This is a genomic window from Streptomyces sp. ISL-96 (assembly GCF_018614035.1).
GTDB lineage: Bacteria > Actinomycetota > Actinomycetes > Streptomycetales > Streptomycetaceae > Streptomyces.
Window position 1 is genome coordinate 32,158 of sequence record NZ_JAGGPA010000007.1, and the last position, 14,142, is coordinate 46,299.

Here is a 14,142-nt window from a genome sequence, read left to right on the forward strand (position 1 = left end):
GGCTCCTGAAGTCTGCCGTCGGCGCTGCTCGCCGACTTCGGCGCGTTTCGACGATACGACATGGGTTCCTGGGGCAATCATCTCGGCTCGGCCCGCGCGGTCGTTGCGCCGGAGAGACCGGACGTACGAAGATGTTCGGACCTGTGCGAATCTGGGGGGCTTGATGATCGAGACCGGCGGCAACGGCCGTACCTGGCTGCTCTCCGGCGCGGTGGGCAGTTACGCGCTGCACCTCACCGACCGCGACGAGCTGGTCCACCTGCACTGGGGGCCGCGGATCTCCCTCGCCGACGCCGAATCGCTCGCCGCCGAACCGCCGCCGCAGTACTGGCCCTTCGAGTCGCAGCTCGACGGACGCGAGGAGTACCCCGTCGAGGGCGGCCCCCGCTTCGTACGGCCGGCCCTGTCGGTGCGTACGCCCGCCGTGCGCGGCACCGAGTGGCGCTGCGCCGGGTCCACCACGGCCGGCGACGAACTGCGGCTGCGCTTCACCGATCCCGTCCATCACCTCGGCCTCACCCTGCACTACCGGATGCGCGCGGACTCCGACGTCGTGGAGCGATGGGCCACCGTCGCGCACGAAGGACCGGCCGACGCCCCCGCCCTCGAGCTGCTGCGGGCCGACGCCGCCGCCTGGACGCTGCCCCGGCGCGAGCGGTGGCGGCTGAGCCAGCTGCACGGCCGGTGGGCGGCCGAATCCCGGCTCGTACGGTCCGAGCTCACCCCTGGTGAGAAGGTGCTGGGCAGCCGCCGAGGCCACACTGGGCACCAGCACCTGCCCTGGGTCGCCCTCGACGCACAGGGGGCCACGGAGGAGAGTGGCGAGGTGTACGGCTGCGCGCTCGGCTGGTCCGGGTCGTGGCGCATCGCCGTACAGCAACTGCCCGACGGGACGGTGCAGATCACCGGCGGGGCCGGACACGACGACTCGGGTCTGCTGCGGCTGGCGCCCGGCGGAACGTACACCACGCCCGTCTTCGCGGGGCTGTGGAGCGACGGCGGTTTCGGCGGGGCGAGCCGGGCCTGGCACGCCTGGCAGCTCGCGCACGTGATCCCCGACGCGGAGCGGGTGCGGCCCGTTCTCTACAACTCCTGGGAAGCGACCGGGTTCGACATCTCCGAGGAGCAGCAGCGCGCGCTGGCGCGGCGGGCCGCGGACATCGGCGTCGAACTGTTCGTCGTGGACGACGCGTGGTTCGGCGCGCGGGTCAGCGACCGCGCCGGGCTGGGGGACTGGACGCCGAACCCGGACCGCTTTCCCGGTGGGCTGAAGCCGCTGGCGGACGAAGTGCACGGGCTGGGCATGCGGTTCGGGATCTGGGTCGAGCCCGAGATGGTCAACGCCGACAGCGATCTGTACCGGGCGCACCCCGACTGGGTGCAGCACCATCCCGGGCGCACCCGCACGGAGTTCCGTAACCAGCTCGTCCTCAATCTGGCGCGGGACGACGTCCAGGCGTACCTCTGGGAGCAGCTCGACGGGCTGCTGTCGAGCGCGCCGATCGACTATGTGAAGTGGGACTTCAACCGCTGCTTCACCGACGCGGGCTGGCCGGGCGAACCGTATCCGCAGCGGCTGTGGACCGAGCACGTGCACGCCCTGTACGCGCTCCTCGACCGGCTGCGGGCCGCGCATCCCGGCGTTGCCTTCGAATCGTGCTCGGGGGGCGGCGGCCGCATCGACCTCGGGATTCTCTCCCGTACCGACCAGGTGTGGACGTCCGACAACACCGACCCGCTGGACCGGCTCGCCATCCAGCACGGCTTCAGCCAGCTGCACCCGGCGCGGGCGATGGCCGCGTGGGTCACCGACAGCCCGAACACCCAGCTCAACGGGCGGGTCAGCTCCTTGCGCTTCCGCTTCGTGAGCGCGATGGCGGGCGTGCTCGGCATCGGGGGCGATCTGACCGGGTGGGGGGAGGAGGAGATCGCCGAGGCGCGCGAGTGGGTCGACCTGTACAAGGAGATCAGGCCGGTCGTGCAGCACGGCGAGCTGTACCGGCTGCGCGCGCCCGACGGCGGGCTCAGCGCCGTTCAGTACGTACGCGGTGACGACACCGTCGTCCTCGCCTGGCTCCAGGCGCAGCATTACGGCGAGGAGCAGCCGCCGCTGCGTCTGCGCGGGCTGGACCCGGCTGCGGCGTACGCCTGCCTGGACACCTCTGCCGTGCACCGGGGTTCCGTACTGCTCCACCGGGGGCTGCGCACCGCGCTGCGCGGCGATCTCGACGCGGCGGTCTTCCGGCTGCGGAGGATGTAAGTGGCGGTTGGGGAGAAACCGGACTATTTCGGTGTAACTCCCCATGGGGGTACGGGAAATGGCGGGGCCGCTGGTGAGCAGGATCATATTCGTGACGGTGCGTGGTGAAGCTGCGCGGGTAAATGCCAGTCGGCGGGCGGGGCGTAAAGATCCGTAATCCACAGAGGGTGACGGGAATTGCGTCGTGAATTCTCGTGGGGCAATGGCGGAATGAATGGACTGGCTTGTACGGGAGAGCCGCGTCGGCTTACGGTCACCGTCAATCCGGGTGGACCGCCGAATCCTGCCACCTCCCGGAATCCGCACTCACACTCACTCACGCGTGGCAGGAGCGGGGGAACCAGGTAAGTACGCCGGTCATCGGGGAAGTTCCCCGTCCGGACCGGCTTTGGGGTTAAGTCGCGCACCAGCGCGGCCGGGCATCTCCAGCCCGAACCCGACAGCTCACCTCGTAGGCGCCGGAGAGGAATGTTCCATGCCCGCAAAGGGTAAGCACCGCCGACCGAGGTCCAACTCGCTCACTCGCGGATTCGTCGCCGCCGGAACGGGCGGGGCCGTACTCGCACTTCCCCTCATCGCCGCCACCGGCGCGAACGCCGCGGAGAAGGCCGCCCCGGCCGCCGCCTCCGCCGGCAAGTCCGCCGCCCCGGCCGCGTCCGAGAAGGCCGCGCCGAAGAAGCAGGCCGGCACCGAGACCTACTCCGTGGTCTCCGGCGACTACCTGTCGAAGATCGCCGACGAGCGGGATGTCCGTGGCGGCTGGCAGAAGCTGTACGAGGACAACCGTGAGGTCGTCGGCGGCAACCCCTCGCTGATCCTGCCCGGCATGAAGCTGACCATCGGCGCGAAGGCCCCTGCCCCCGCGAAGGCGGCCCCGACGAAGGCGGCCCCGGCGAAGGCCGCTCCGGCGAAGCCCGCCCCCGTGAAGGTGGCGCCCAAGGCCGCCCCGAAGGCCGAGGCCCCGAAGGTCGCCCCCGCGGCCGCCGCGCCGAGCACCGGATCCGGCTTCACCGCCCCGGTCTCCGCGGGCGTCACCACCCCGTACCGCATGGCCGGCGGCAGCTGGTCCAGCGGCTACCACACGGGCGTCGACTTCTCCGCGTCCAGCGGTACCCCGGTCAAGGCGGTCGGTGCCGGCACCGTCGTCTCCGCGGGCTGGGGCGGCTCGTACGGCAACGAGGTCGTCATCAGGCACGAGGACGGCCGCTACTCGCAGTACGCCCACCTGTCCTCGCTGGCCGTCTCCTCCGGCCAGAGCGTCGGCGGCGGCACCCAGATCGGCCTCTCCGGCAGCACGGGCAACTCCACCGGCCCGCACCTGCACTTCGAGATCCGGACCGGCCCGAGCTACGGCTCGGACGTCGACCCGCTGGCCTACCTGCGTGGCCACGGCGTCACCATCTGATCTGCCTGAACACTCCGAACGCTCCCGTACGCCCCCTTTTCGCTGCCACATCCGGCAGCAAAAGGGGGCGTACGTGCTTTTTCGGTCCATTCCGGGTTGGGTGAATCTTGACCGGTGTCGTATATCACGCCGCGTCAACCCCTCCTACGGTGGCGTAGGTCACTCGCTCCAGTGAAGGATGTGCCGACGTGGCAGACGATTCGAGATCATTCAATGCAGTCACTATCGGGTCGTACGCGGCGATCGGCGACAGCTTCACCGAAGGCGTCGGAGATCCCGGACCCGACGGTACGTTCATCGGCTGGGCCGACCGGCTCGCCGTACTCCTCGACGACCGCGTCCCCGAGCACACCTTCCGCTACGCCAACCTCGCCGTACGCGGCCGACTCCTCGACCAGATCGTGGCCGAGCAGGTCCCGCGCGCGAAGGAGTTGGCACCCGACCTGGTGAGCTTCTGCGCCGGAGGCAACGACATCCTCCGGCCGGGCAGCGACCCGGACGACGTCGCCGAGCGCTTCGAACGGGCCGTGGCCGACCTCACCAACGCCGTGGGCACCGTCATGGTGACCACCGGCTTCGATACACGCGGCATTCCCGTACTGCGCCATCTGCGGGGCAAGATCGCCACGTACACGGCGCACGTACGGGCGGTCGCCGACCGGTACGACTGCCCGGTGCTCGACCTGTGGTCGCTCAAGTCCGTGCAGGACAGGCGCGCCTGGGACGGCGACCGGCTGCACCTCTCGCCCGAGGGGCACACCCGGGTCGCGCTGCGGGCCGCCCAGGTGCTCGGGCTCGACGTACCGGCCGACCCGGACCAGGCGTCGCCGCCGCAGGCGCCGCGCGGCACGCTGGAGGCTCGCCGGGACAACATCCAGTGGGCGCGGGAGCACTTGGTGCCGTGGATCGGGCGGCGGCTGCGCGGGGAGTCGTCAGGTGATCACGTCGAGGCGAAGAGGCCCGATCTGCTGCCGTTGTGAGGGGGAGCGGGTGGCGGCAGGTATGCGCTCCAGCACTCCGCCCGCGAACACGTCGTACAGCGGCAGCGTCTCCAGGTGGACGTAGCCGATGTGGCAGTCGCAGGCGGTGAGGGGGCAGGCGCGGGGGCGCAGTGCCCGGCGGTACGAGCCGTCGTAGAGGTTGCCGAGTTCGGCGGGCACGAAGTGGCAGCGGCGTACCGTACCTTCGCCGTCCACCGAGATCACCGAATCGCCGGTCCGGCAGGGGAGACCGGCGGAGCGGTGGGGGTGGCGGCTGTACGGGAAGAGGGGGTCCAGGGCCGTCCAGTGGCCGGCTTCCTCGTCCGTGTAGGTGCGGCCTTCCGCCGCGTTGATCCACAGGTAGACCTCGGAGGGGAGCGCGGCGCGGAGCCTGCGCGCCTCTTCGAGATGTTCGGGGAAGCCGACGACGCCCACGCTGAAACGCACGCCACGGGCTGTCAGTTCGCGGCACTTGGCGAGGAAGCGGTCGTACGGCGTCTGGCCCGGGTGGTACGTGCACCACAGCGCGAGCGTGGCGAGGTCGGCGCCGGCTTCGCCTTCGGTGAGCCAGTCGGTGCGGCAGCTCAGGTTCGTCTGGATCGCGACGCGCCGGATGTGCGGCAGCCGGGACAGTTCGGTGAGGGCGCGGCGGTACCAGGAGCGGACCAGGCCCTCGCCCCAGGGTGTGAAGAGGACGGAGAGGCGGTCGCCGGTCTGCGCGGCGGCCCACTCGGTGAAGCGCTCCAGTGCGGCGCGGTCGGCGCTCAACTGCTCACGGCTGTCGCGCCGCTTGGCGAAGGGGCAGTACGGGCAGTCGTAGTCGCAGGAGGCGAGGGGGCCGCGGTAGAGGATCGTGAGGTCCATGGCCGGGCTCACTTCAGTTCGTACGCGGCCATGGCGGCCCGTACGGAGTCGGAGAGGAGCTCGGGGCCCAGCGCGTCGGAGTGCGCGAGGCCTTCGGGGGACAGGCGCAGCAGGCCCTTCGGCGCGCTGTCGTCGAGCCAGCCGCGGGCCGCGAAGCGGTCGAGCTCGGCGGGGAAGTCGGCGGCCGGGTCCGTACCGAACCGTTCGCGGTAGCCGGCCAGGGGCATGCCCTCGGCCTGGAGGAGCGACTGGAGGAGGTGGCGGCGGCGGGCCTCGTCGGCGTCGACGTACCGGCCCACCTGGGCGCGGGAGAAGTCTTCCGTGGCGGTGTAGGCGTCGATGATCGTGCGGATCTCGCGCATGTCGACGGCGTAGTCGAAGGAGTAGTGGAGCGCCGAGGTGTACGAACGGGCTCCGCAGCCGAGGCCGATCATGCCGTCGGTCTGGCAGGCGTAGTCGTCGGCCGCCTGCTTCGGCGCGTCCGTGCGGCGGAACATCCGCATCGAGACCTGCTCGTAGCCGTGGGCGAGGAGATGGTCCCTGCCCTGGCGGTAGAGCCGTAGCCGCTGGGTGTCCCAGGCGGCGTCGGCCTCGGCGCCGAGGCGCCCCAGGCCGGTGAGCGGGCGTACGTACAGCGGGTAGAGGTAGAGCTCCTCGGGCCGCCAGGCGAGCGCCGCGTCGAGCGAGACGCGCCAGGTGGCCGGGGTCTGGCCCTCGATGCCGTAGATGAGGTCGATGTTGAGGACGGGGATGCGGGCGTCGCGTCCGGCGGCGAGGGCCGTCTCGACGTCGGCGCGGCGCTGGGGGCGCACGGCCGCGCGGGCCTCGGAGTCGACGAAACTCTGGACGCCGAGGCTGAGGCGCGTCGTACCGCGGTCGGCGAGCACGGCGAGCCGGTCGGGGGTCGCGGTGGCGGGAGAGGCCTCGACGGACAGGGGTACGGCGCTGAGGTCCGCGCCCATCCGCTTCTCCGCGATGTCGCAGAGCCGTTCGAGCTCGTCGGGTTCCAGGAAGGTGGGCGTGCCGCCGCCGAATGCCGCCGCGGCGAATGAGACTCCGTCGTCGCCCAGGGCTTCGCGGACGGCGGTGGCCTGGCGGTCGAGCGCGTCGAGATAGCGGCCGGTCAGTTCGTCGGGGGCGCCGATCCGGGTGAAGAGGTTGCAGAAGCCGCAGCGGACCTCGCAGAACGGTATGTGGAGGTAGAGGGAGAGGGCGTTCTTGGGCTCGGTCGCCCAGAGGTCGCGGAGGGCGGGGCGGCTCTTGAGCTCGCGGTACGCCGTCTTGTGCGGGTAGGCGTAGACGTAACTCTGGTAGGGGCGGGGCGGCGTGGTGCTCATGGGGTGGCCCCTTGATCGAGGGTGAAGTGGGCGTAGGGGACGGTCCAGACGGCCTCGTGGCCGAGGCGGTGGCCGGTGTAGCCGTCGTCGCCGTACGCCGTGCCGTGGTCGGAGCAGAGAATCGCGAAACAGGGGCGGCGGCTGCTCGCGGCGGCGAACAGGCGGCCGATGTGCTCGTCGACGTACTCCAGAGCGGCCGCGTGGGTGGCGCGGGAGTCACCGGCCTCGCGGGTGGCGCCGGGCAGATGGAACCAGTTGGGCTGGTGCAGGGCGGAGACGTTGACGAAGAGGAACAGCCGCTGGTCCGCCGGGAGTCCGGCGACGACCTGTTCGGCCCGGGTGACCTGCGCCTCGAAGGACGTGGGCGAGGCTACGCCGAACTCCGGCTCCCAGTGGCTCTCCTGGAACATCCCCGGCAGCACCGAGCCGAGGGCGCCCTGCCGGTTGAAGAAGCCGACGCCGCCGATGCACACGGTGCGGTAGCCGGCGTCCGCGAGGCCGGAGACGAGATCGGGCGCGTCGAAGACGAAGGTACGCTCGGCCGTGGTCTCACTGCCCGCGAAGCGTGCGGCGAACAGCCGTGGGTGGGGACCGGGCGCGGCGGGCGTGGGCAGGAACCCCGCGAAGATCGCCTGGTGGGAGGCGTAGGTGAAGCTGCCGGGGGCGTGCCGCTTCTCCCAGACGCCGCCGGGCAGATGCCGGACAAGGTTGGGGATGCGGCCGGCGGCGGCGAGCTCGGCGGCCACGTCGTGACGCAGGGTGTCGAGGGTGACGAGCAGCAGATCGTGGCTGCCGACGATCTCGTTCATGTCAGGTGGTCGCATGGTGGTTCCTTGTCGTGCGGTGCAGGGCGCGCCGCTGTACGGCGGCGACCTGCGCCGCGTAGGTGTCCAGGCCTTCGGCGCCGCTGCCGGGCAGGCCGGTGAGGCGCGGCAGCAGATCGCCGAACGCGTTGACCTCGCAGACGGCGAAGCGGCGCCAGCCCACGGCGGGCAGCAGATCGACGCCCACACAGAGAGTGCGGGGGAAGCAGGCGGCCGCCCGCTCGCACACCTCCATGGCCTCGTCCCAGCTTCCGCCCGCCGCGGCCATGGCGGCGCGCGCGTCGTCGAGGTCCCCGCGCGTGCCACCGAGATGGAGGTTGGTCATGGGGGAGCGGCTGGTGCGTACGACGGCGTGCGTCGCCCTGCCGCCGACCACGACGACCCGCAGGTCGGCGGCCCGGCCCCGCTGCGCGGCCTTGGGCAGCCAGCGTTCGATGTGGAGTCCGTCCGGTGCGAGCGCGTCGACGATCGCCGCGACCTCGCCCTCGGTCGTACAACGGCGTACCCGCAGGGAGTTGAAGAGCCGGCCCCGCGAATCGCGCTCGACGGAGGTGGTGGCCCGGACGCGGCCGGGCCCCGCCGTTTCGACCGCCAGCACACCGGAGGCCGACGAGCCGTGCGCGAGCTTGACGAAGGCACGCGGCATACGGTGCGTGCGCAGCAGTTCCCGTACGTCCGGCCAGCCGCGTACGACCGGTCCCGTGGGACCGGAGGTGGGCGACGGCGGCACGGGGACGCCCGCGTCGTCCAGCACGGCATGGCACAGCCGCTTGTCGAACAGCACCGCCAGCTCCTCGGGGTCGTCGAGCAGGGCGCACCCCGTGGCCGCCCGGCCCACTTCCCGTACGGCCTCGGTGAACCGCTCGTACCAGCGCGCCGAGCCCTCCACCCGGGTGGCGTCGCCGACGCCCCGCAGCAGCCGCTCGACCTGTGGATCCTCGCCGGGCGAGTCGATTCGTACGGTCTCGCCCGGCCGGAAGGCCGCCGCGCCTCCGAGCACCTCCAGCCAGGGGACGATCCGGGCGGCGGGGAGCCCGGCGGCGGCCACGGCGTCCTGGAAGAGCGTGACGCGGCGGTTGGCGGGGTTGCCGACGACCGCGAAGCGCGGCTCCCGGCTGTTTCCGTTACTCGTCGACGGCGACATAGCGGGGTTCGTCGTCCTCGGGATCCCAGTAGTCGGGCCCGTCGAGATTCAGCCGCACGCCGTGCGGTTCGAGCGTCTTGCGTATGCGCTGCTGGATGGGCTCGGTGATGTAGTGGTGGTGCAGGTCCAGCTCGCTCAGGTGGGTGAGCGGCTGGCCGTCGAGCAGAGCCTGTGCGCCCGTGTCACTGAGGGTGCCCATCGACAGGGCCAGTGACTCGAGTTGGGCGACGACCGGCGCGGCGGCGACGGCTGTCGCGATCTCGTCCTGGATCTCGCTGTTCTGGACGCCCAGGTGGCGCAGGCGCGGAAAGGTGCGGCCGGACAGCAGGGGAGCGAGGTCGGCGACCGTCGCGTCACCGCCGTAATGCGTGACGCCCAGCCACAGCTCCAGACGCTCCAGGGCGGGCAGCTGGGACGCACCGACGGCCCGGACGACGGCGCCGGGCAGGCCGCCCGATTCGAAGCGCAGTACCTTCAGCGCGTCGTGGCGGACAGGCCGCAGAGACAGCACGTCCGTGTCGGTGATCGACTCGGCGCAGCCGCGCACCGTCAGCTCCTCCAGCCGCGGAAACGCTTCGAGGCACGGGGTTACGTCCGTCAACTCCAGCCAGGACAGCTCGCACTCCTCGCTGATGACGTCGGCGAGGAAGAGGCCGCGCAGCGCGGGGAAACGGTCCGCGTCCGCGAGGATCCGCTCCAGGACGGGGCGCAGGTGCTCGTAGTCGCCGTTCCACCAGGGGCCGATCAGCAGTGCGCGCACCCGCGTCGAGTCGACGGAGTCGAGGAAGCGCGGCCACAGCTCGGCGAACGGATTGTCCTCGTTCCACAGACAGTCCAGGCGCCAGGCCACGGAGTCCGCCGGCGGGAGCGGCGGGGCGTGCGGGTCACCGGGCTCGGGCAGGGTGAAGACGGGGAGCCCGTGGAAGGTCTCGGGGTGCTCGATGTCGGTCATGTCCGGCTCACTCCGCCACTGCGGTGTAGCGGCCCTCGGCGCCGCGGTTGTCCCACGGCTCCAGACGGTCGGACAGGTCGACACCCACGCCGTGGGGTTCCAGGGCCTCGGCCACCCGCTGCTCCATTTCCTCGGAGAGGAAGTGGTGATGCAGATCGAGATGTTCGAGATGGGTGAGCGGCTGTCCTTCGAGCAGCGCGGCGGCCCCCTCGTCGCCGAGGGTTCCGTTCGACAGGTCGAGGGTGTCCAGCCGGGCGACGACGGGGGCCGACGCGATGGCCGCCGCGATCTCGTTCTGGATCTCGCTGTTACGGAGGCCGAGATGGCGCAGCCCGGGGAAGAGGCTGCCGGAGAGCAGCGGAGCGAGGTCGGCGATCTCGGAGTCGCCGCCGTACTCGGAGACGCCGAGCCACAGGTCCAGGTGGTCCAGGGAAGGCAGCTCGCTCTCGGTGATGCCGCGCGCGACGGCCGCCGGCAGACCGCCGGACTCGAAGACCAGGGAGCGCAGGCGCTCATGCCGCACCGGCGGGAAGAGCAGGCCCTGACCACCGCGGACGCCGAATTCCAGGAGACGGGGAAAGGCGCTGAGCAGACCCGTGACGTTGGACTGTTCGATCCAGGAGATCTCGGCCTGCTCCTGAGTCAGGTCACCGATGAAGACGGCTTCCAGCGAGGTGAACCGGTCGGCGGCGGCGATGACCAGGTTGATGGGGTAGCTCGAATCTTCCTCGTACGACTCGCCCCACTGGCCGATGATCAGCGCGCGTACCCGCGCCGGATCGACGGCCTTCAGGAACGTTTCGAACCTTTCCTCCCACGGCCCGTCCTCGTCCTCGTACGGGTCCACGGAGATGCGCCACGCCACCGCTTCCGCGGCGGGCAACGGCGCGCAGGAGTCGGGACGGAAGTCGACGGCCGGGAGGCCGAGCAGTTCCTGCAGATGGTCCACACCGGACATGGCCCTGGTCTCCTGACGCTGTGCGAGTGACTGACGTGCGAAAGGTTTATCAAGCGGCACTGACAATCCCGCCAGCGGGTTCCTTTTCGCAGGTCAGCGGTGATTGTCAGACCCTGCCCGTAGCGTTTTCCCCGTGGTCGGCACAGGGTGTGCGGCCCGGGAGGGGAGACAGCCATGTACCGGCAAGGGGACGTACTGATCGTGCCGTTGGCCGAGTCGGCGGTGCCGGCACATCTGGCGGACGCGTCCGGCGAACGACGCGACGCGCGGGGCCGGCTGGTGCTGGCGCTGGGCGAAGTCACGGGGCACGCGCACGCGGTGCAGGGGCCCGGAAGACTGCTGCGGGAGGCAGGTCCGCTCGATCCGATGCTGCTCCATCTGCCCGACGGCGGACGGGTCGTGCACGAGGAGCACGCGGCGATACCCCTGCCCAAGGGCTGGTACCGGGTGGTGCGCCAGCGCGAGTACGTACCGGGGTCGGTCCGTATCGTCGCGGACTGAGCGGGGCCCGGCAACCAGGGACAACGGGAAATCAAGGGCCAGGGATCAGGAACCAGGGGACAGGGAATTCGATGCAGCATGTGAACACTTGGCGGGCCGTCGCGGCGGCGACGGGCGCGGCGGACCGCTCGGCTGCCGAGGAGGGCGTACGGCTCGCCTACCGCACGGCGGGTCTCGCGGAGCCGGAGCGGATCGTCTGGGCCGCTTCTCCCAAGGCGGCGGTCGAGACCGTCGAACGGCTCACCGGTGCGGGAAGATCGGTGCGCGACGAGGTGCGCACCGGGCCGTGGGCGGAGGAACGGCGCCGCTTGCATGACGAGTTGGGCCCCGAGGGCTGGGCCGATCTCTGGTCCGCCACCGGCGCCCAGCTGTGGGACACCACCCGAGAACTGGCCGAGCGGATACGGGCGGGAGTCGTCGCCGAGCTCATGGAGCACCCGGAGGACGAGTCCGATGTGCGGCTGGTCATGCTCGACGCCGTGCTCGGTCAGCACGACGCCGCCTGGCTCGCGGCGTTCGACGGCCGGGGCGAGCGGCTCGCCGGACTGGCGCAGGTGGCCAGGCACGCCGGCTGGTGGTGGCCGTACGAGAACACCGTGGTGATCAGCGAACGGCCGGTGGAGCTCCACCGGGACGAGGCGGGACGGCTCGACCGGGGCGACGGCCCCGCCCTGGCCTTCCCCGACGGCTTCGCGCTGTACGCCTGGCGCGGCATGCCCGTACCCGCGGCGTTCCTCGACGAGCTCACGTCGCTGACACCCGAGCGCATCCGGGCGGAGGAGAACGCAGAGCTGCGCCGCGTGATGCTGGAGCACTACGGCTACGACCGCTATCTCAGCGAGTCGGACGCGCAGCCGGTGCACCGCGACGAGACCGGCATTCTCTGGCGCATCGCGCTGCAGGGCGACGAGGACGTGGTGATGGTCGAGGTGGTCAACTCCACCCCCGAGCCGGACGGCATACACCGGACGTACTGGCTGCGCGTGCCGCCCAGGACGAGGACCGCGAAGGAGGGAGTGGCCTGGACGTTCGGGCTCGGCCAGGAGGCGTACGAACCGGTGAAGCAGACCTGAGGAGGCCCACGCCCCGCTCTAGGAGGAGAGGAGGTCCCCCGGTCCGATCGGGTCCGTGTTGCCCTCCGTCGTGCAGGCGTGCGCGCCCGCCAGGGCGCCCAGGCGGGCGCACTCCTCCAGACCCCGGCCGGCGAGGCGCCCGTACAGGAACCCGCTGACGTACGCGTCCCCGGCGCCGTTGGAGTCCACCACCGGGCCCTTCGGCACGGTCGCGGGGATCGGGCGCGGGGTGCGGCTGCCGTCCCGCGTCAGCAGGTACGAGCCGCCCGCGCCCGCCGTGGCCACCACGGCCTCGGCGCGGCCCTCGCGCAGGATGTCGCGCATCACGGCGGCGATCCGCTCGCCGGCTCCCGCCGCGCTGAGGAAGACCAGGTCGGAGCGGAGCGCGAATTCCCGGTGGTGGTCGGCGAGTCCGTCCCAGTCGTGCAGATCGGTCGAGACCGGGACGCCGAGCTCCTCGATGTCGTCGAGCAGGTGCCGGGCGAAGTCCATGATGGACAGGTGTACGTGCCCGGCCCGCCGCAGGTGGGGAAGGTAGAAGTCGCGGGGCATGCGCAGATCGCCGGGGTCGCGGGCATCGTAGAAGGACATCCGGCGGCCCGTCGCACTGTCCACGAGGTTCACCGCGCGGCGGGTGCCCGCCGGTGAGATCAGCGGCTCGAAGTCGACACCGCCCTTGGCGAGCCGCTCCCTGACCTGACCGCCGATCCAGTCGTCGCCGATGAAGTCGAGGAATTTCACGTCGAGCCCAAGAGCCCGGCAGCCCAGCGCGACATTGCCTCCCGTATGCCCCGGCCACTCCCGGATCGGTGGCACGCCGAACGAGTCGGCGACCGGTACCGGCAGCGAATCGACACGGACGACCGTGTCCACCCCGCTGCCGCCGACGACCAGGACGTCGTACACCGCCTGCTCAGAATGCTGGTCAGACCGCTCTTCAGACTGCTGTTCAGACACCGCAACCCCTTCCGGCTTCCCGCTGAGGCACAGTATGTCTGGTACGGAGAGGTGACAGGGCTGGAGTGGCGCGACCGGTCCGGCGGCGGGTGGTGCTGGGATGGCCTTTCTACCTCCGGAAGGACCACTTCATGTCCGTGACTACGGCCCTCACCGCCGCCGCGCTCACCGGTGGACTGCTGATCGGCGCCGCCGCACCCGCCTTCGGGGCGGCACCTGCGCGTGAAGCCGCCCCGGCCTCCGCCGCCGTTGCCGACGCCACTACCGTCTCCGTGAGCGGCGAAGGCAGAGCGTCGGCCGCCCCCGACATGGCGGTTCTCACCGCCGCGGTCGAGGCCACGGAACCCACCGCGAAGCGGGCGCTGGCCGCCCAGTCCGCGGCCGCCGACGCGCTGCTCGCCGCCGCACGCAAGCAGGGCATCGCCGACCGCGACGTACGGACCGAGGGTCTCTCGCTGAACGCGGTCTACCAGCAGACCGACCGCGCCTCGAAGCTGACCGGTTATCAGGCGGGCCAGTCGTTCTCCGTCAAGATCCGTGACATCGCCAGGACCGGCGCGGTCGTCGAAGCCGTGACGCACGCGGCGGGCGACGTGGTCCGGGTCAACGGCGTCACTTTCGACGTGGCCGACCCGTCCGCCCTGCGCGCCAGGGCCCGCGACGCCGCCCACGCCGACGCGCGCGCGAAGGCCGAGCAGTACGCGCGGCTCAGCGGCCGCCGGCTCGGGCGGCTCGTGTCGCTCGCCGAGACGGGAAGCGGCGCGCACCGCCCGCTGAACGTGCCCGGCGCGGCGTTCGACGAGGGAAAGGTGCAGGTGGCGCCCGGCGAGGTCCGGGACGAGGTCACCGTCACCGCGGTATACGAACTGGACTGATCCGGCGTGACA

General features: G+C 71.4%; 13 protein-coding genes and 1 riboswitch. Of the genes, 6 read left to right on the plus strand and 7 right to left on the minus strand.

Annotation, left to right across the window (positions count from 1 at the left end):
• Positions 1–163 precede the first annotated feature (163 nt).
• From J7E96_RS05290 to J7E96_RS05300, 3 genes are all read left to right on the plus strand, one after another.
• A complete protein-coding gene (locus tag J7E96_RS05290; protein ID WP_215128024.1) occupies positions 164–2,260 on the plus strand; it encodes an alpha-galactosidase in 2,097 nt (698 codons plus the stop codon).
• Between the two features lie 299 nt (positions 2,261–2,559).
• Positions 2,560–2,733, plus strand: a riboswitch (cyclic di-AMP (ydaO/yuaA leader).
• Between the two features lie 2 nt (positions 2,734–2,735).
• Positions 2,736–3,665 carry a LysM peptidoglycan-binding domain-containing M23 family metallopeptidase gene (locus tag J7E96_RS05295; protein WP_215127953.1) on the plus strand — a complete coding sequence of 310 codons (930 nt, stop codon included), beginning with the start codon at positions 2,736–2,738 and terminating at the stop codon, positions 3,663–3,665.
• A 188-nt stretch (positions 3,666–3,853) separates the two neighbouring features.
• Complete coding sequence (locus J7E96_RS05300) at positions 3,854–4,645, plus strand: SGNH/GDSL hydrolase family protein (RefSeq protein ID WP_215127955.1); 792 nt, start codon at positions 3,854–3,856, stop codon at positions 4,643–4,645.
• On the opposite strand, the gene J7E96_RS05305 is transcribed toward J7E96_RS05300, so the two are convergent.
• The 6 genes from J7E96_RS05305 to J7E96_RS05330 are packed head-to-tail and all read right to left on the minus strand — an operon-like array spanning position 4,598 to position 10,724.
• Positions 4,598–5,509, minus strand: a complete 912-nt coding sequence (locus J7E96_RS05305) for an STM4011 family radical SAM protein (RefSeq protein ID WP_215127956.1) — start codon at positions 5,507–5,509, stop codon at positions 4,598–4,600. The genes J7E96_RS05300 and J7E96_RS05305 overlap by 48 nt on opposite strands.
• Before the next feature lie 8 nt (positions 5,510–5,517).
• Positions 5,518–6,846, minus strand: a complete 1,329-nt coding sequence (locus J7E96_RS05310) for an STM4012 family radical SAM protein (protein WP_215127958.1) — start codon at positions 6,844–6,846, stop codon at positions 5,518–5,520.
• The gene (locus tag J7E96_RS05315; protein ID WP_215128026.1) at positions 6,843–7,655 is read right to left on the minus strand and encodes an STM4013/SEN3800 family hydrolase; all 813 of its coding nucleotides are present in this window, start codon (positions 7,653–7,655) and stop codon (positions 6,843–6,845) included. Before J7E96_RS05315 ends, J7E96_RS05310 begins: the two co-directional genes overlap by 4 nt.
• Before the next feature lies 1 nt (position 7,656).
• Entirely contained in the window at positions 7,657–8,814 is a 1,158-nt protein-coding gene (locus J7E96_RS05320) for an STM4014 family protein (protein ID WP_215127960.1), read from the minus strand.
• A complete protein-coding gene (locus J7E96_RS05325) occupies positions 8,795–9,766 on the minus strand; it encodes an STM4015 family protein (protein WP_215127962.1) in 972 nt (323 codons plus the stop codon). The genes J7E96_RS05320 and J7E96_RS05325 overlap by 20 nt, the downstream gene beginning before the upstream one ends.
• A gap of 7 nt (positions 9,767–9,773) precedes the next feature.
• Positions 9,774–10,724 (minus strand): STM4015 family protein, encoded by a 951-nt coding sequence (locus J7E96_RS05330; RefSeq protein WP_215127964.1) that lies wholly within the window; start codon positions 10,722–10,724, stop codon positions 9,774–9,776.
• 174 nt (positions 10,725–10,898) lie between these two features.
• Between J7E96_RS05330 and J7E96_RS05335 the strand changes: the two genes are divergently transcribed.
• Together J7E96_RS05335 and J7E96_RS05340 are read left to right on the plus strand one after the other, a co-directional pair.
• Positions 10,899–11,225: a hypothetical protein gene (locus J7E96_RS05335; protein ID WP_215127966.1), complete on the plus strand. Its 327-nt coding sequence runs from the start codon at positions 10,899–10,901 to the stop codon at positions 11,223–11,225.
• A gap of 71 nt (positions 11,226–11,296) precedes the next feature.
• The gene (locus tag J7E96_RS05340) at positions 11,297–12,298 is read left to right on the plus strand and encodes a DUF6745 domain-containing protein (protein ID WP_215127967.1); all 1,002 of its coding nucleotides are present in this window, start codon (positions 11,297–11,299) and stop codon (positions 12,296–12,298) included.
• An 18-nt stretch (positions 12,299–12,316) separates the two neighbouring features.
• On the opposite strand, the gene J7E96_RS05345 is transcribed toward J7E96_RS05340, so the two are convergent.
• Positions 12,317–13,192, minus strand: a complete 876-nt coding sequence (locus J7E96_RS05345; RefSeq protein ID WP_215128028.1) for a carbohydrate kinase family protein — start codon at positions 13,190–13,192, stop codon at positions 12,317–12,319.
• A gap of 194 nt (positions 13,193–13,386) precedes the next feature.
• Here J7E96_RS05345 and J7E96_RS05350 point away from each other — a divergent pair, with 194 nt between their 5' ends.
• A complete protein-coding gene (locus tag J7E96_RS05350; RefSeq protein ID WP_215127969.1) occupies positions 13,387–14,130 on the plus strand; it encodes an SIMPL domain-containing protein in 744 nt (247 codons plus the stop codon).
• The last annotated feature ends 12 nt before the right edge of the window (positions 14,131–14,142 follow it).

Bases quoted from the DNA above. Each gene is read 5' to 3' on its own strand.
- J7E96_RS05310 (WP_215127958.1), bottom strand. From the start codon at position 6,846: ATGAGCACCACGCCGCCCCGCCCCTACCAGAGTTACGTCTACGCCTAC.
- J7E96_RS05315 (WP_215128026.1), bottom strand. From the start codon at position 7,655: ATGAACGAGATCGTCGGCAGCCACGATCTGCTGCTCGTCACCCTCGAC.
- J7E96_RS05325 (WP_215127962.1), bottom strand. From the start codon at position 9,766: ATGACCGACATCGAGCACCCCGAGACCTTCCACGGGCTCCCCGTCTTC.
- J7E96_RS05340 (WP_215127967.1), top strand. From the start codon at position 11,297: ATGCAGCATGTGAACACTTGGCGGGCCGTCGCGGCGGCGACGGGCGCG.
- J7E96_RS05320 (WP_215127960.1), bottom strand. From the start codon at position 8,814: ATGTCGCCGTCGACGAGTAACGGAAACAGCCGGGAGCCGCGCTTCGCG.
- J7E96_RS05295 (WP_215127953.1), top strand. From the start codon at position 2,736: ATGCCCGCAAAGGGTAAGCACCGCCGACCGAGGTCCAACTCGCTCACT.
- J7E96_RS05335 (WP_215127966.1), top strand. From the start codon at position 10,899: ATGTACCGGCAAGGGGACGTACTGATCGTGCCGTTGGCCGAGTCGGCG.
- J7E96_RS05305 (WP_215127956.1), bottom strand. From the start codon at position 5,509: ATGGACCTCACGATCCTCTACCGCGGCCCCCTCGCCTCCTGCGACTAC.
- J7E96_RS05330 (WP_215127964.1), bottom strand. From the start codon at position 10,724: ATGTCCGGTGTGGACCATCTGCAGGAACTGCTCGGCCTCCCGGCCGTC.
- J7E96_RS05290 (WP_215128024.1), top strand. From the start codon at position 164: ATGATCGAGACCGGCGGCAACGGCCGTACCTGGCTGCTCTCCGGCGCG.
- J7E96_RS05350 (WP_215127969.1), top strand. From the start codon at position 13,387: ATGTCCGTGACTACGGCCCTCACCGCCGCCGCGCTCACCGGTGGACTG.